Annotated in this window: 13 protein-coding genes and 1 pseudogene; 9 read left to right on the forward strand and 5 right to left on the reverse strand. The window is 74.5% G+C overall.

The window, feature by feature from the left end:
* Positions 1-89: 89 nt before the first annotated feature.
* Complete coding sequence (locus AB0L75_RS10620) at positions 90-500, reverse strand: DUF6221 family protein (protein ID WP_365178331.1); 411 nt, start codon at positions 498-500, stop codon at positions 90-92.
* Entirely contained in the window at positions 497-1,255 is a 759-nt protein-coding gene (locus AB0L75_RS10625; RefSeq protein WP_365178334.1) for a PaaX family transcriptional regulator C-terminal domain-containing protein, read from the reverse strand. Before AB0L75_RS10625 ends, AB0L75_RS10620 begins: the two co-directional genes overlap by 4 nt.
* Positions 1,256-1,327: 72 nt before the next feature.
* Here AB0L75_RS10625 and AB0L75_RS10630 point away from each other — a divergent pair, with 72 nt between their 5' ends.
* Together AB0L75_RS10630 and AB0L75_RS10635 are read left to right on the forward strand one after the other, a co-directional pair.
* A complete protein-coding gene (locus AB0L75_RS10630) occupies positions 1,328-3,013 on the forward strand; it encodes a DNA alkylation response protein (RefSeq protein ID WP_365178336.1) in 1,686 nt (561 codons plus the stop codon).
* Between the two features lie 177 nt (positions 3,014-3,190).
* The gene (locus AB0L75_RS10635) at positions 3,191-5,173 is read left to right on the forward strand and encodes a HEAT repeat domain-containing protein (protein WP_365178339.1); all 1,983 of its coding nucleotides are present in this window, start codon (positions 3,191-3,193) and stop codon (positions 5,171-5,173) included.
* 203 nt (positions 5,174-5,376) lie between these two features.
* Here AB0L75_RS10635 and AB0L75_RS10640 read toward each other — a convergent pair whose 3' ends face one another.
* Positions 5,377-5,988 carry a hypothetical protein gene (locus tag AB0L75_RS10640; RefSeq protein ID WP_365178342.1) on the reverse strand — a complete coding sequence of 204 codons (612 nt, stop codon included), beginning with the start codon at positions 5,986-5,988 and terminating at the stop codon, positions 5,377-5,379.
* Between the two features lie 286 nt (positions 5,989-6,274).
* Here AB0L75_RS10640 and AB0L75_RS10645 point away from each other — a divergent pair, with 286 nt between their 5' ends.
* The 4 genes from AB0L75_RS10645 (at position 6,275) to AB0L75_RS10660 (ending at position 10,214) form a co-directional block, all read left to right on the forward strand.
* On the forward strand, positions 6,275-7,363 hold the full coding sequence (locus tag AB0L75_RS10645; protein ID WP_365178345.1) for an exo-alpha-sialidase: 1,089 nt from the start codon (positions 6,275-6,277) through the stop codon (positions 7,361-7,363).
* 88 nt (positions 7,364-7,451) lie between these two features.
* Positions 7,452-8,129: a uracil-DNA glycosylase gene (locus AB0L75_RS10650; protein WP_365178349.1), complete on the forward strand. Its 678-nt coding sequence runs from the start codon at positions 7,452-7,454 to the stop codon at positions 8,127-8,129.
* Positions 8,126-9,100, forward strand: coding sequence for a BadF/BadG/BcrA/BcrD ATPase family protein (locus AB0L75_RS10655; RefSeq protein ID WP_365178352.1), 975 nt, complete (start codon positions 8,126-8,128; stop codon positions 9,098-9,100). Before AB0L75_RS10650 ends, AB0L75_RS10655 begins: the two co-directional genes overlap by 4 nt.
* Before the next feature lie 187 nt (positions 9,101-9,287).
* Positions 9,288-10,214, forward strand: coding sequence for a hypothetical protein (locus AB0L75_RS10660; RefSeq protein ID WP_365178355.1), 927 nt, complete (start codon positions 9,288-9,290; stop codon positions 10,212-10,214).
* Positions 10,215-10,378: 164 nt separating this feature from the next.
* Here the strand turns inward: AB0L75_RS10660 and AB0L75_RS10665 are convergent, their stop codons facing one another.
* On the reverse strand, positions 10,379-11,416 hold the full coding sequence (locus AB0L75_RS10665; protein ID WP_365178358.1) for a lactonase family protein: 1,038 nt from the start codon (positions 11,414-11,416) through the stop codon (positions 10,379-10,381).
* A gap of 543 nt (positions 11,417-11,959) precedes the next feature.
* Complete coding sequence (locus AB0L75_RS10670) at positions 11,960-13,486, reverse strand: FUSC family protein (RefSeq protein WP_365178360.1); 1,527 nt, start codon at positions 13,484-13,486, stop codon at positions 11,960-11,962.
* Between the two features lie 230 nt (positions 13,487-13,716).
* On the opposite strand from AB0L75_RS10670, the gene AB0L75_RS10675 reads away from it, so the two are divergent.
* The 3 genes and pseudogenes from AB0L75_RS10675 to AB0L75_RS10685 all read left to right on the forward strand — a co-directional run bounded on the left by AB0L75_RS10675 (position 13,717) and on the right by AB0L75_RS10685 (position 16,607).
* Positions 13,717-14,193, forward strand: a complete 477-nt coding sequence (locus tag AB0L75_RS10675) for an Lrp/AsnC family transcriptional regulator (RefSeq protein ID WP_365178363.1) — start codon at positions 13,717-13,719, stop codon at positions 14,191-14,193.
* 31 nt (positions 14,194-14,224) lie between these two features.
* Positions 14,225-14,793: pseudogene (locus tag AB0L75_RS10680) on the forward strand (HAD family hydrolase); the annotation flags it as partial.
* A gap of 350 nt (positions 14,794-15,143) precedes the next feature.
* A complete protein-coding gene (locus AB0L75_RS10685) occupies positions 15,144-16,607 on the forward strand; it encodes an MFS transporter (RefSeq protein ID WP_365178366.1) in 1,464 nt (487 codons plus the stop codon).
* Positions 16,608-16,632 lie beyond the last annotated feature (25 nt).

Below are 16,632 nucleotides of genomic sequence, written 5' to 3' on the forward strand. Positions count from 1 at the left end.
CGCGTGGGGGTCCCCCCGCGCGAGCGAAGCCGAGCGTGGGGGAGTGCGTGCCAAACGCCGCCGAGCAGGCGGGAGTTTGACGACAGGGCCTAGGGGCGCCAGGAGTCGTCGTATCCGGGATGACCGGTGAACGGCACCGCGAGCAGGCGCAGTGTGGTGCAGGGCGAGCGGGGGCTCGCCTCCTCGCGGCAGGTGCCGCACCTGCCGTCGTCCCGTATCCGGTGCTCCTCCAACAGCGCCTGCTTTGCCCCGAGTTCGCGCAGCACGCGGGCCGGATCGTGCCGGGCCACATGGGTGAGCAGCCGCACCGGGTCGTCGGCGCCGAACTGCACCATCGGCGTGTGCGTGGTCGGGCCGTCCCAGGAGGTGAGCACCTGCTCGATCTCGTCGGCCATGACGCCCCAGAGGGCGCCGGGCGCACCGGCGATCGCGTCCCGGGCCACCCGTTCCTCCTCCTGGAACCGGGCGCGCAGAAACCGTTCGAGGGCCGAGGCCGTCATGCGGCACGCTCTCTTCGCCCCACCGACGCGGCCAACTCCCGTTGGTAGCCGGCGTAGGCGGTGCGCAGGGCCTCGCCCGGCCAGTCGGCGGGGAGGAGTCCGGGCGGCAGGACCGGGTCGGTGAGCAGGTGGCGTACGGCCGCGGCGTAGGCGGTGAGGCGGTCGGCCGGGGTCCGGGCGGCCGACGTGCGGGAGAGCAGCATCCGGGCGGTGGCCGCCCAGGCGTCCAGGAGCCATAGCCGGGCGACCAGGTCGGAGGCGGGCTCGTCGGGGCGCGCGGCGTAGGTCCGGGTGACGGGGTTCAGCGTGTCCGGCAGGGCGCGGTCGAGGTTGGCCGGGCGCAGCCACACGCCCTCGCGGAGTTCGGCGAGGCGCAGGGCGGTCAACCGGGCGCGCAGATCGGCGCGTTCGGCGGGGCCGCGGCCGGTCGCCGTGATCACCACCATCTCCCAGTCGCCGCTCCACGCGCGCGTGCCGGGGTGCAGTGCCTCGTCCTGGCGCCGCTGACGGGCCAGCAGCCGGTCGCTGAGCCGGTAGACGGCGTCGGTGCGGCGGAGGTCCCCGGCCGTCACCATCCGGCTCAGCGCGGCCCGCAGCGTGGAGCCGCCGACGCCGAAGGGCTCCACCAGCCGGACCAGGTCCTTCACCGGCAGCTCCGCCGGGTGCGCGCCGAGGAGGAGGCTCAGCACGACCGATCGCGCGGACAGCGGCCGCAGGCCTGCCTCCTCCGGTTCGGGCGAGACGTTCATGCGCATGGGCACGTACTGTACGTGCCGCCTTGTTGTTGCACTATTGTTACAGCCGCACGGAGAGTGCAACATGCTCACATGGTCTCGATTCCCGCACAGTCGCAGTCACAGGTGCCGCCGCAACCTCAGTCTCAGTACGCCACCCACGACGTCACCAACCAGCCCCCGCCCCTGGCTCCGTACGACGCCTCCGCCGACGCGGCCCTGCTGGAGGGGTTGCGCCGGGAGGGCGCCGGGTGGGCCGAGGACGGCATCCGGCGGCTGGGGGCGCGCGCCGGGAGCGCGGAGGCGCAGGAGTGGGGCGAGCTGGCGAACCGGTACGAGCCGGTCCTGCGCACCCATGACCGTTACGGCCACCGGGTCGACGAGGTGGAGTTCCACCCCAGTTGGCACCACCTGATGCGGACGGCGGTCGCCGAGGGGCTGGCCGGGGCGCCGTGGGCGGACGAGCGACCCGGCGCCCATGTGGCCCGTACGGCGGGCGGACTGGTGTGGGGGCACACGGAGGCCGGGCACGGCTGCCCGACGTCGATGACGTACGCCGCCGTGCCCGCACTGCGCGCACAGCCGGATCTGGCCAAGGTTTACGAACCGCTGCTCACCAGCCGGGAGTACGACCCGGAACTGCGCGTGCCCACCGAGAAGCCGGGCCTGCTCGCGGGGATGGGCATGACCGAGAAGCAGGGCGGGTCGGACGTCCGCACGAACACCACCGTGGCCACGCCCACCGGTGAGCCCGGGGTGTACACCCTGCGCGGCCACAAGTGGTTCACGTCGGCGCCGATGTGCGACGTCTTCCTGGTGCTCGCGCAGGCCCCGGGGGGCCTGTCGTGCTTCCTCGTGCCGCGCGTGCTGCCGGACGGCAGCCGCAACACCTTCCGCATCCAGCGCCTGAAGGACAAGCTGGGCAACCGCTCCAACGCGTCCTCGGAGCCGGAGTTCGACCGGACCGTGGCCTGGGTGGTGGGCCCTGAGGGGCGGGGTGTGAAGACCATCATCGAGATGGTCAACTGCACCCGGCTGGACTGTGTGATGTCCTCCGCGACGCTGATGCGCAAGACCCTGGTCGAGGCGGGCCATCACGCCCGGTACCGCAGCGCGTTCGGCGCACGTCTCGCCGAGCAGCCGCTGATGCGCAACGTCCTGGCCGATCTGGCGCTGGAGTCGGAGGCGGCGACGACGCTCACGCTGCGGCTGGCCGGTGCGGCCGACCGGGCGGTGCGCGGGGACGCCGGGGAGCAGGCCTTCCGGCGGATCGCCACCGCCGTCGGCAAGTACTGGGTCACCAAGCGGGGCCCGGCGTTCACCGCGGAGGCGCTGGAGTGCCTGGGCGGCAACGGCTACGTCGAGGACTCCGGCATGCCCCGGCACTACCGGGAGGCTCCGCTGCTGTCGATCTGGGAGGGCTCCGGCAACGTCAACGCGCTGGACGTGCTGCGCGCCCTCGGCCGCGAACCGGCCACTGCCGAGGCCCTGTTCGCGGAACTCGCCCTCGCGCGCGGGGCGGACACCCGCCTGGACGCGGCCGTGGCCGCGCTCAAGGGCCAGTTGACCGAAACCGACCAGGTCGGCGCGCGGCGGCTGGTCGAGCGGATGGCCCTCGCCCTGCAGGCCTCGCTGCTGGTCCGGCACGCCCCGCACCCGGTCGCGGACGCCTTCTGCGCGAGCCGGCTGGGCGGCGACTGGGGGCACGCGTTCGGCACCCTGCCCGCCGGAGCCGGCCTCGACACGATCCTGGAACGCGCGCTGCCCGGCCTGAACTGACCCCTGCCCGGGGCGAGTACGAGCCCCGGGCGCTCCTCCCGCCGACCCGGTACGGGCCGCTCGCGCCCTGGCCGGTGACAGCCGACGGATCGCACACAGTCAGCGCGCGGTTCCGCACCGTTGTCAGTGCCGTGGTGCACACTCGCGATCAGGTGGCACTCGTCTGGGGAGGACAACGTGTTCACGGGGATCGACGAGGTGGACTGGGCCTCGCTGCAGCACGCGCACGGCAGCGCGGAGGACGTGCCCGGATGGTTACGGGCCCTGGCCTCCGCGGACACCGCCGAGCGGGCGACCGCGCTCGACGGGATGTACGGCGCACTGCACCACCAGGGGTATGTGTACGACTCGACGCTGGCCTGCGTCCCCTTCCTGCTCTCGCTCGTGGCCCGCGAGGAGCTGCCGGACCGGGGCGGCATCGTGGAACTGCTGATCGGCATCGGCGCCGAGAGCGCGGACGGGGACCCGCGCGCACGGGAGGCGGTGGGCGCGGGTGCCGAGGTCTTCGTCCGGCTCGCCGAGGACCCGGACTCCGCGGTGCGCCGGGCGACCGCCCGGGCCCTCGTGCACTTCCCGACCGCGCCCGCGCGGGTGCTGGGCCTGTTGCGGCAGCGGCTGCGGGCCGAGCGGGACGACCGCGTGCTGCTCGCCCTCACGGAGGCGCTCGGCCTGTTCGTCCGCCGTTATCCCGTGCACGCCGACGGCGCGGTGGGCCTCCTGGCCGAGCAGAGCGCGCCGCCGTACCCGCCGGGGCTGCGGCTCGCCGCCCTCGGGCAGCTCGCACTTGTCGCGCCCGCCCGGCTGCCCGCCGATCCGGTGCCGACGGCGGTCCGGCTCCTGCGGGAGCGCTCGGCGCAACGCGCCCGGATGCCGGATCCCTCCGCCGCCCACACCCTCGTCGGGCGCCTGCGGCGGCTGCGCCCGTCCGACGAGGAGGGCTCCCGGCTGCTGCGCACGGTGCACACCGCGCTCGGCGACCGCGTCGAGGACCGGACCGCGCTGCTCAGCGGGCAGTTGACCAGTCCCGACCCGGTGGACCGGTGCAACGCGGTGTGGATGGCGGGGGCGCTGCTGCGCGGCTGGCGCGGCGACCACAGCAGAACGGTCCGGCTGCTCGGCACCCAACTGGGCGCGGAGCAGGACCGGTTGCAGGACGCGGCGGTGGCGGTCCTGGCGGAGCTGTTCACATCGGCCGCTCCCGCGGCGGACGCCCTGCACGCGCTGGTGTGTGCCCGGCCCGACCTGTGGACGCACCGCTTCGAGCGCGACTCCCCCACGCTGGGCGGCCCGCTCAAGGCGCTGGCCAGGAGCGGCGATCCGCGTGCGGTCACAGCCCTGGCCCAGCTGCTGGCCGGCCCGGCCGCGCCGGTGGACCTGGGGTTCGAACTGGCCCACCTGGGAGCCGCGGCGGCCCCGCTCGCCCCGGCGCTACGGAACCGGCTCGGCCGGATCCCTCTGGCCGCCCCCTCCGCCGCCCGGCTGGCCGCCCCGCTGCTGGCCGCGATCGCGGCTGTCGGGGACGAGGACGCGGTTCCGGAGGTGCTGCGGCTGCTGTCGGGCGCCGCCGACGGGCTGGGGGGACGGGACGCGGTCGCGGGCCGGGCCATCGGGACGCTGGAGACCTTGGGCGCCGCCGCTCAGGCGACCCGGGCGCTCCTCGCGCTGCTGCACACCCGGCACGCCGCCGCCGCGGCCGGCGCGCTCTGGTCGGCGCAGCGGGACACCTCGGTCGTCCTGCCCGTGCTGCAGCGGGAGTTGGCCCACGGTGATGCCTCGAACCGGTGTCTGGCCGCCGGGCAGCTCGGCAGACTGGGTCCGGCCGCGCGTGCCGCGCTGCCCGCGCTGCGCCGGACGGCCCGGTCGTGGCCTGCGCGGGAGGGGGTGGCGGCCGCGTGCGCGCTGTGGCGCATCGAAGCGGATCCGGAGCCGGTCCTGCCCGTGTTCCGGTCGGCCTGGGCCGAGGACCCGCGCACCCGCGGCCAGATCGCCCGCTGCCTCACGGCGATGGGCCCGGCCGCCGCGCCGCTGCAGCACCTGGTGGTGGCGGAACTGACCAACCCGCGCCGCCACCAGGCCCACACGGGCGGATTCGGCGGCCGGGGCATCCCGGAGGACGAGGCGCTGCTGAGAGCGTGCCGGAAGGCGCTTGCGGCGATGTAAGGGCTACAACAGAGCAGACACCGGCCCGGGCAAGGGAGTTCGGGGTACGCGGCTGTTCACCGCGCGCCGGGAACTCGTCAGCCCACAAGGACCAGGTCGGCCTCTCGCGCCCGCGCGGAGCAGGCCGCCGCCGGGCATACGACGGGGCTCGGCCGCACCTCCGGCCGCGGCACTCGGCGAGACCCGCGGCCGTGGGCCTCACCTCAGCCGGATCTCCGGCCATGATCGGACCATCCGCCCCATTGTGGTCCGAGCCGCGCCCATTCCGTGTCCCAGGCGTTCATGCGGCGCCGTTCCAGACGGCCGCGCAGGGCGAGGCCGCCGACGAAGGGGACGGCCGCCGCACCGACACCCACCAGGCAGCCGATCAGGGCGCCGCGGAAGGCGGCCTCGGAGACGGAGGTGGGACGACCGACGAGCCGGCCCTGCGGGTCGGTCCAGACGGTGACCGGCGTACCGGCCTTGCCGCCGGGCCGCACCCGGACCTGTCCGGTGTGGGCGGAGCCGTCGGCCACGGTCCACCGGACCTTGGCCCAGACCCGTTCACCGGCGGAGCTGTGGCCGTGCGCAGGGGAGGTTCCGGGCGCCCGTCCCACGACGCGGGCCACGACAGGACGCCAGTCCGCCCGCTCCTGCGCGAGTCCGTGCTCCACCGACCGGGCCGCCACGAGACCGGCCGCGACCCCCGCGAGGACGGTCAGCAGCCAGGCGCCGAGCACCACCCACGCCTCCAGCACGTCGGCCCGGCGTCTGAGCGGATTCCGCCGCCAGCGCCACAGCCACACCTTCGGACCACGGAACGCCTTCAAAGGCATCCTCCTCACGAGCGCACCGACCGGCCGGAACGCCCTCCCATACGCGGGAGGTCGCCCCGTTGCTCACGGAGCCGTTCCCTCGACCCTCGCACGAGAGCCCGCCTTCGCGCAGGCGCATGCCGCAACGGGCCGTGGACGATCTGCGTCAGATCCCGACGACACCTCTGTGACCTGCGAGAACGCGCGGTCCAGGGCAGAGTGTCAGTGGTGGGGTGCAGACTGGCCGATAACCGACGACTACCTGTCTCACGACTACCTGGACGAAGGCGTCCCGGAGGTGATCGGCATGACCGAGGTACTGCTGGCGGTGGGCACCCGCAAGGGCCTGTTCATCGGGCGTCGAAAGGGCCGCGACGCCTGGGAGTTCGACGACGCCCCGTATTTCAACGCACAGGCCGTCTACTCGGTCGCGATCGACACCCGGCAGGACCGGCCGCGCCTGCTGGCGGGCGGCGACAGCGCCCACTGGGGCCCGTCGGTCTTCCACTCCGACGACCTCGGCCGCACCTGGACCGAACCGCCGCGGCCGGCCGTCAAGTTCCCCAAGGACACCGGCGCCTCCCTGGAGCGCGTCTGGCAGCTGCACCCGGCCGCCGCCGAGCCCGGCGTGGTCTACGCGGGCACGGAACCGGCGGCGCTGTACCGCTCGGAGGACCGCGGCGAGAGCTTCGAGCTGGTCAGACCGCTGTGGGAGCATCCGACCCGCTCGCGGTGGGTGCCGGGCGGCGGCGGTGAGGGCCTGCACACCGTGATCACGGACGCCCGCGATCCCGCCGCGGTGACCGTGGCCGTCTCGACGGCCGGGGTGTTCCGCTCCACCGACGGCGGCGCGAGCTGGGCGCCGTCCAACTCCGGGGTGTCCGCGGTGTTCCTGCCGGATCCGAACCCGGAGTTCGGCCAGTGCGTGCACAAGATCGCCAAGGACGCGGGCGACCCGGACCGGCTGTATCTGCAGAACCACTGGGGGGTGTACCGCAGCGACGACGCGGGCGCGCACTGGACCGACATCGGCGCCGATCTGCCGTCCACGTTCGGCTTCGCCGTGGCCGCCCATCCGCACCGGGCCGGCGCGGCGTACGTCTTCCCGATCAACGCCGACGCGGACCGGGTGCCCGCCGAGCACCGGTGCCGGGTCTTCCGCACCACGGACGCGGGCCGCACCTGGGAGCCGCTCTCCAAGGGCCTGCCGGAGGAGGATCACTACGGCACGGTGCTGCGCGACGCCCTGTACACGGACGACGCAGACCCGGCGGGCGTGTACTTCGGCAACCGCAACGGCGAGGTGTTCGCGTCGGCCGACGACGGCGACAGCTGGCAGCAGCTGGCCGCACATCTGCCGGACGTGCTGTGCGTGCGGGCGGCGGTGATCGGCTGACACACGCGTGCGGGCCGCAGGCGGCGCCTCCGCCGACCTTCGGCCATCGGTTGATCACGTGCCCGGGTGCGGCAGTAGGGTGATGCCCGTGGCACCACGACCCTTGCATGAAATCGTCGAACCGGGCTGGGCGAAGGCCCTCGAACCCGTCGCCGGACGGATCGCCGGGATGGGCGACTTCCTGCGCGCGGAGATCGCCGCGGGACGCACCTACCTCCCGGCCGGACCCAACGTCCTGCGGGCCTTCCAGCAGCCGTTCGACGACGTACGGGTCCTGATCGTCGGTCAGGACCCGTATCCGACCCCGGGGCACGCGGTGGGCCTGTCGTTCTCGGTCGCGCCCGAGGTACGCCCGCTGCCGCCCAGCCTGATCAACATCTTCCGCGAGCTGAACACCGACCTGGGGCTGCCCCAGCCGGCCGACGGCGACCTCACGCCGTGGACCCGGCAGGGCGTCCTGCTGCTCAACAGGGCGCTGACCACGGCGCCGCGCAGCCCGGGCGCCCACCGCGGCAAGGGCTGGGAAGAGGTCACCGAGCAGGCGATCCGGGCGCTGGCGGCCCGCGGCAAGCCGCTGGTGTCCGTCCTGTGGGGCCGGGACGCCCGCAATCTGCGGCCGCTACTGGGCAGCCTGCCCGCGGTGGAGTCCGCGCATCCCTCGCCGATGTCGGCCGACCGCGGCTTCTTCGGCTCGCGCCCGTTCAGCCGCGCCAATGACCTGCTGGTCCAGCAGGGCGGACAGCCGGTGGACTGGCGACTGCCGTGACCGTCCCCGGCTATCTGGCGGTGGACTCCGGAGGCTCCGGTCTCCGGGTCGCCGTCGGCGTGCCGGGCCGGACGCCCGCGGCCCAGCGGGAGTCACGGGAACCGGTCCGCACGGGCGCGCGGGGTATCGATCCCGAGCATCTGATGGCCCAGCTCGTCCCGCTGGCCCGCGCCTGCGCCGCGGAGGCCGGAGTGGGCGAGCCGGCCACGGCCGTCGTCGGCGCCGCCGGGTTCGCCTCCCTGGGCGACGGCCTGCGCGCCGAACTGCCCGGCGCCCTCGCCCGGGAGCTGGGCGTACGGCGCGTGGCGCTCGCCGCCGACGCCGTCACCGCCTATGTCGGCGCCCTCGGGCCGCGGCCGGGCGCGGTGCTCGCCGCGGGCACCGGGCTGATCGCCGTCGGCACCGATCTGACGTCCTGGCGGCGGGCCGACGGCTGGGGGCATCTGCTCGGTGACTGCGGCAGCGGCGCCTGGATCGGACGGGCCGGCCTGGAGGCGGCGCTGCGCGCCCACGACAGCCGGGACGGCGGCTCCGCACCGCTGCTGAGCCGTGCCGAGGAGCAGTTCGGCCCGGTGCGCGGTCTGCCGGGGCAGCTCTACCCCCGCTCCGACCGGCCCGCCGTACTGGCGTCGTTCGCGCCCCAGGTGGCCGCGTGCGCCGCGCACGACCCGGTCGCCGCGGGCATCCTGCGCGCCGCGGCGCGGCACATGGCCGAGTCCGCCGCGGCCGTGTGCCCGGTGGCCGGGACGCCCCCGGTGGCGCTCACCGGCGGGCTGCTCCGCCTGGGCGGCCCCCTCCTCGAACCCCTGCGGGAGGAGCTGGCTGCCAGGCTGCCGCACGCCCTGCAAGTGCCGGCCGAGGGCGATCCGCTGCACGGCTCGGTACGGATCGCGACGGACCTGGCGGTCGACCGGCTCACCCTGCCGGGTGAACCGACCATGCTCCATGTGATCTCCGTACAACGAGATTGAGTTCCTCGCAAAAGCGGATTGTTCCCCCTTGGGGAGCCTTTGTCGTCCCATGTTCTCGGCACGTGCCCGGAACATGTGTCGTGCACGCGTTCTCCTTGCGTAACTCATCAGACAAAACAGGACGGATACCGCTCACCTGCACCCTCCCCGAACGGGGGAACCCCCGAAGCCAGTAACATGCGGCGCCATGAGCTCCCCCACTGGACCCGAGTCCGGCCTGCCAGTTCGAATGCCGCGACCCCGCCAGCCCGGACGGCACCGCCGGCCGGAACCGCTGGTGGCTCCCGAGGGCGCGCCCGCGCTCGCCCTCGCGGTGCCCGGTGCGCCCAGCGCCGCCTCGCGCGCCCTCGCCGAGGAGGTCGTGAGCATCGCCCGCTCCGAGCTGCCCGGCCTGGACGCCCGGATCGGGTACCTGGACGGGGACGACGCCGAGTTCCCCACGCTCCGGTCCGTGCTGGTGCGCGCCGCCGACGAGCGGACGGCCCGTTACGAGCAGGCCGTCGCGGTCGGCATCGAAGGGGTCAAGGAGCCCGACGGCCCGGTCGCCGTCGTCGTCCCGCTGCTGGCCGGTCCGGACAGCGCCCTGCTGCGGCAGATCCGCCAGTCCGTGATGGACAGCCGGGTCGCCGCCGACCTGACCGACGTCCTCGGTCCGCACCCGCTGCTCGCCGAGGCGCTGCACGTGCGGCTGTCCGAGGCGGGTCTGGCCCGTGCCGACCGTGCGCGCCTGTTCACCGTGGCCACGGCCGCGGACGGCATCATCCTGGCGTCCGTGGGTGGCGAGGAGGCGGTGCAGGCGGCCGGGATCACCGGCATGCTGCTCGCCGCGCGCCTGGCCGTACCGGTGATGGCGGCGGCCCTGGACCAGGAGGGTTCGATCGCCTCCGGCGCCGCACAGCTGCGCTCCTCGGGCTCGCAGCAGCTGGCCCTGGCGCCGTATCTGATCGGCCCGGAGATCGACCCGGCGCTGCTGGCGGCGGCCGCCGAGGAGGCGGGCTGCGCCACGGCCGAGGCGCTGGGCGCGTACCCGACGATCGGCAAGCTCGCCCTCGCCAAGTACACGACGGCGCTGGGCATCGCGCCGCCGCAGCCGCAGGGCATGCCGGTCCGCTGACCCGAGCCGACCACACGCCGGCACCCCACGGCACCCGTACGACACAGGGCCCGCTCCCCACTCCGGAGCGGGCCCTTCGTCTTGCCCCGCGCCTTGGGCCGACGGCGCCGCGCCCCGGAAGCCCGGATGTCCGGTGAGTCCCGTGAGTCCCGGAGGGTCGCGCCTCAGCCGAAGACCACGCACGAGGCCGCGGGGATCTGTACCGACCCGTCGTAGCGGGGCAGCCCCGTCGCCTCGTCCACGTCGAACCACGTCACATCGCCGGAACGCTCGTTGGCCGCATAGAGATAGCCGTTGTGCTCGGTGAGCGCGCGCGGCCAGCGTCCGCCGCAGGGCACCGTGCCGATCAGCCGGAGTCCCCCGCCCTCGACGGCGAGGACCGACAGGACGTCCTCGCCACGGGTGGCGGTCCATACGAAGCGGCCGTCGGGCGAGACCGCGATCCCGGACGGATAGGCGTCGCCTGCCGGGGCGCCGGGCAGCACCGGGACCTCGGTCAGCGGCCTGAGGGAGCACGCCTCGGCGTCCCAGCGGCATACGGTCACCGTCGGGGTGAGTTCGTTGACGACGTAGGCGTACCCGCCGTCCGGATGGAAGGCCAGATGGCGGGGGCCGGAGCCGGGGCGCAGGGCGAACTCTCGATGCAGGGCGGGGGCGCCGTCCGCGAGGGTGCAGACCCGCACCGAGTCCGTGCCGAGGTCGACGCTCACGGCCCATCGGCCGCTCGGGTCGGCCTGTACCTGGTGGGCGTGCGGGCCGCGCTGACGCCGGTCGTGCGGGCCGGAGCCGCTGTGCTGGAGCCGTCCGGAGGGCTTGGCGGCGAGCGCGCCGTCCGGACGCAGGGGTACGGCGGTGACACTGCCGCAGCCGTAGTTCGCGGTCAGCACGTGCCCCGCGTACAGGCCGAGGTGGGTCGGTCCGCTGCCGTCCACCGGTACGGGTGGTCCGGCGAGTTCCGGCCGGTCGCCGTCGACACGGTAGGCGGCGACGGCGCCCTCGGCGATCTCACTGACCGCATAGAGCGTCCTCCCGTCCGGCGACAGGACCAGATAGGACGGGTCGCGTACGTCGTTCGCGGCGGCGGCGAGAGTGAGGGCGCCGCCGTCCGGCGCGACCTCGGCGGTCACCAGGCCGGGACCGCCCGCCGCCGTGAACGAGCCGATGAACGCCCGGCGCCTGCCGGCTCTGCCGCCCTGTGCCACCGCTGTCCCCTCTCGGTCGAGCCCGTCCAAGGCCGACGGTAGCAGTCGATCAAGCCGGTCTAGACCAAGGGCGGCGAACGCGCCTGGGGTCGTTTTCGTTCGGGCGTGTGGGGTCCTGGGCAGTGCACGGCTTGCCTGCCGCCGCTCCTCCCCGCCCGGTCTCCAGCCGAGCACCGCATCACGCCCGCGCCAGCCCCGCCTCTGGCGATGCTGGCGCGGATCCCCCTAACAGCCATGCCCTACGACGATGACCGGCCCAGAGCCACGGACAGCCGCGCCCTGAGACCGACCGCCTTCCATGGCCCTGGGGTGACACCGCCCCCACCCAGGCCCGCAGCGGCCGCGCCCCCGCGCCGGAGCGCCTCAGCCCCCACCAGCCGCGCCCCCGCGCTCACCGGCTCAGACCCCACCAGCCGCCCAGATGCCCAGCCGCCCGGCCGCTGCGCTCACCGGTGCAGACCCATCGCCGGCCGTTCGCCTTCCCTCGGCCGTCTCACGCACCCATGCCCTCGGCCGTCTCAGGCGCCCATTCCCTCAGCCGTCTCAGGCATCCACCGGTCGTGACCCCGACGGTGCTCGGAGGGGCTCGGCCAGGTCGGCGAGGGCTTGCTCCAGGCCGTGCAGGTGGGCCAGGGCCGGCTCGGTGGGCGGCTCGGCGGGGCTGCGGACGGGCTCGGCGCGGCCCTCGATCAGCGCCTCGACCGCGGCCTCCACGCGCCAGCAGGCCGCAGCCAGCCGGGCGTCGTGCGAGGCCTCGGGGTCGGCCGCGACCGCGACCAGGCCGCGCACCTCGCGGGCACAGTCGTCGAGCAGCGCGAGCACGCGGCGGGCGCGCCGTTTGCGGGCCGGCATCGGGTTCAGCGGGTGCACCAGCGGGGCCACCGAGAGCCGGACCCGGCCGAGCAGCTGCTCCAGTTCGGCCACGTGCGGCGCCGGGTCGGCGGTCGGGGAGCCCGCGAGCCGGGCCGCGGCCTCGGCCGTACAGACGTGCACGCAGCGCAGGGCGCGCTGGATCCAGGCGTCCGTGATGGCGTGGGTGGTGACCGGCAGGACGAACAGCACGGCGAGCGCGGCGCCGAGCGCGCCCACCCCGGTCTCGGCCACGCGCAGCGCGAGCAGGCCGGGGCTCAGGACGCCGAGCAGGCCGTAGAGCAGTTCGGCGAGCAGGGTCACCCAGAGCATCATCCAGGTGTAGGAGACGGCGGCCGTGTAGAAGATGCCGAAGACGGCCACGGCGACGAGAACGGCCGTCGCGACCGGCGCGCCGTCCAGGGGTACGGCGACGAGGAAGCCCAGGCCGATACCGATCAGCGTGCCGAGGACCCGGCGGAAGCCGCGGACCAGCGTCTCGCCCCGCGAGGCGGTGTTGACGAAGATCCACCAGGTCGCGCCGACAGCCCAGTACCAGCGCTGTCCGGACACCAGCTGGCCGACGACCAGCGCGAAGCCCGCGCCCGCGGTCGCCTGCACGGCCTGCCGCGTGGTCACCCGGGCCAGGCCGCTCCCGGCGAGCGATGCGGGTCCCCCCGCTCGAGCGGAGCCGAGAGTGGGGGAAGGTACGGCGGCCGGGGGCAGCCGGCGCTCGTAGCACCACAACCCGAACCGCACCACGGCCGCGCTGAGCACGGACAGCAGCACGGCGACGTACAGCTCGGGCAGCTGCGCCGGGGTGGCGTGCAGGAACTGGGCCACGAAGAAGGTCATGAAGGCGAATACGCCGAGGCTGTGCCCGCGCGGGCCCCAGCGGCGCGCGTACACCCCGGCGCCGACGACGGCCAGGAAGGCGAGGTCGCGCGCGACGGGGACGTCGTGCAGCTCGGCCGCGGCGGCGAGTACCGGGACGCCCACGGCGGGCAGCAGCGCGGTGGTGACCGCCTGTCCGCGCACGGTCGGGTCGGTGACGGTGAACAGGGTGAGCAGGGCGGCGAGCCCGCCGGTGACCGCGCCGACGAGGGAGTGTCCGGCGAGCAGGCAGACCACGACCGCCAGGCCGATGCCGAGGACGGCCCGCGCGGCGAAGCGCAACCGCGCCCGGCCCGGGTCCGGAGCCACGAACATCCTCTTCAGCACTGCTGCCCTCCCCATGGAACACCGGCACAGAAAAGGCGCCGCGGGGACCCGCAGCGCCATCGACATGTCCATAAGAGCATCACCGAGGTCAGTGGCTCAAGTGTGATTCGAATCGCTGAGCCAATGGCCCAGAGCGGCGCCTGCACCGACGCCAGCCGGAATGCCAACGGACCAGGTGGGGCGGCATACCCGGGCGCGCGCTCGCTGAGCCATTGGTACAGTCGTGCATCATGGCCGTGGACGAACTCGACACCCGCATCCTGCGACTGCTCCTGGAGCAGCCGCGCACCAGCGTGCGCGAGTACGCCCGCATTCTCGGCGTGGCCCGTGGCACGCTCCAGGCCCGGCTGGAGCGCATGGAGCGGGACGGTGTGATCACCGGCACCGGCCCCTCCCTCTCCCCCGCCGCCCTCGGCCATCCGGTGTTGGCGTTCGTGCACATCGAGGTCACCCAAGGTCATCTGGACGACGTGGGGGACGCGCTGGCCGCCGTACCGGAGATCGTGGAGGCGTTCTCGATCACGGGCGGCGGCGACCTGCTCGCCCGCGTGGTGGGCCGGGACAACGCCCATCTGGAGGATGTCATCCAGAAGCTGATCAGCCTGCCGGGCGTGGTGCGCACCCGCACCGAGGTGGCGCTGCGCGAGCGCGTCCCGCACCGGCTGCTGCCCCTGGTGGAGTCGGTGGGCCGGGCGGTCCGCGCCTGACTTCCCGGCCTCGGCATGCTGGACAGACCTCACCTGGGCGGACCATGAGGGCCACGTCGGTGTCAGCACCCTGGAGACGGTGACCCGCCGGCGGGAACACTACGGCCTGCGCGCCTCGGTGGACGAACTGCCGGCCGCGACGAACCGTCGCTATGGGGCACTGGCCCGCACGGCCACGCGCGCGTACCCGGAGATGCGCAGGTTCGTCGAGCTGCTGGCCGCCGAGGGCGTGCCGATGGCGGTCGCCTCGGGCTCCTCGCCGGAGGCCGTCGAAGCGATCCTGGCGGGCACCGGCCTGGACGCGTTCCTGCGCACGGTGGTCGCGGCCGAGGAGGTCCCGCACGGCAAGCCCGCCCCGGACGTCTTCATGGAAGCGCCCCGGCGACTCGGCGCCGACCCCGGACACTGTTCGTCCTGGAGGACGCGGCACCGGGCGCGGCCGCCGCCCACGCGGCCGACATGGGGTGCATCGCGATCCCGTACGTGACCGCACAGGCCGGCGCACCCGAGTTCGCCACCGCAAGCCTGCTGCTACGCGGCGGCCGGACCGGCTTCACGGCACAGTCGGAGTACATGTGGCTGCGCAGGGCATCCGCCTGAGCAACACCCGCCGTCACCAGTCCCGTTGACGCTCCTCCGGCCGCACCCACGACCGGCGGTGCCGTCGCGCGCGGCGGCCGGGAGAGCATACCGTTCCGGCCGCGGGCGGTCCTCTCGACCGGTCTCGACGCGGTGCGGGCCGGGCACTCTTCCGGAGCAAGGGGCCGCTTCGCGCGCACGGCGGGGACCTCGTGGACGTGCGGGTCGCCCAGTGGGCCGCTGGAACGGGCGGGCGGCGCGGAGGTGCCGGCGACAGCGCCGAAGAGGTCGTACGTGACGTGCGGGCGTCCTGTTCGGCCAGGGGGCGTCCCCGCCGTGCGCGGGGCACGGTGGCTGCCTAGCGTGATCACATGACCACAGACCGGGCCGGGCCGGCCCAGCTCGACCGACGGTGGAAAGCGCTCGCCGTCTGTCTGACCGCGGCCTTCATGACCTTGCTCGACACGTCGATCGTGAACGTGGCCCTGCCCTCGATGGAGCGCGGACTGAGCGCCACCACGGCCGACCTGTCATGGGTGATGTCCGGATACGCCCTCGCCCTCGGCCTGACCCTGGTCCCGGCGGGACGGCTCGGTGACCTGCGCGGACGGCGCCAGGCCTTCCTGACCGGACTCGCCCTGTTCACGCTCGCCTCGGCGGCCTGCGGGCTGTCCACCGGGGCGACCTGGCTGGTGCTGTTCCGACTGGTCCAGGGGGCCTCGGCGGGCCTGATCGCGCCGCAGACCTCGGCGCTGATCCAGCAGATGTTCCAGGGAGCGGAGCGGGCTCGCGCGTTCGGCATGATGGGCAGCACCATCGGCATCTCCACGGCGGTCGGCCCACTGGCCGGCGGTCTGCTGATCGAGGCGGCCGGCGGCCCCGACGGCTGGCGCTGGGTGTTCTACGTCAACCTGCCCATCGGGGTGGCCGTCTTCTGCGCGGGCCTGCGGCTGCTGCCCCGCTCCCCCGGCTCACCGGGCAGGCGCGAGTGCTTCGACGTGCCGGGCGTCCTGCTCCTCGGCTCCGGTGTGCTCGCCCTGCTGCTGCCCCTGGTGCAGGAACAGCAGTGGCACGGGCGGCTGAAGTGGGCCCTGCTCCCGGCCGGCGCCGGACTGCTGGCCGCGTTCTGGGCGTGGGAGCGGCACCAGGGGCGGCGCGACCGGGCTCCACTGGTCGACCTGCGGCTCTTCGCGCTGCGCTCCTTCTCGCTCGGCGCGCTGCTGAGCCTGGTGTACTTCGGCGGCTTCACGACGCTGTTCTTCGTCTACACGCTGTTCCTGCAGAACGGCCTGGGCTACGGCGCGCTCGCCGCCGGCCTGTCGTCCATGCCCTTCGCCGCGGGGTCGGCGATGGGTGCCGCGGCCGGCGGCCGTCTGGTGGTGCGTTTCGGACGCAAGCTGGTCATCGCCGGGCTGTGCACGGTGGCGGTGGGGATGCTCGGCGTCGTCGCGGCCGTGCACTGGGTACCGGGGCGGAGTGTGGCCTGGGCGGCCGCGCTTCCGCTGCTCGTCGCGGGCGTCGGCTCCGGCCTGACCATCTCCCCGAACACCACCCTCACGCTGTCCCTCGTGCCCGTGCGGCGGGGCGGAGCGGCGGGCGGGGTGCTGCAGACCGCGCAGCGCATCGGTTCGGCGGCCGGTGTCGCCGCGGTGGGCTCGGTGTACTTCGCCCACCTGGCCAATCACGCGAGCCCCGCCACCGCGTTGCAGTACGGCCTCCTCACCTCCATCGCCATCATCCTGCTGGCCCTCTGCCTGGCCTTCGCCGACCTGCGCGAACGCCGGTCCCATCCACAATCGGAGCGGAAACGGGAGGCAGCACGGCAGGAGGCGTAGAAGCGTCGGAGCCGGAGCCGGTGCG

The sequence above is a fragment of the Streptomyces sp. NPDC052101 genome (assembly GCF_040680235.1).
Classification (GTDB): domain Bacteria; phylum Actinomycetota; class Actinomycetes; order Streptomycetales; family Streptomycetaceae; genus Streptomyces.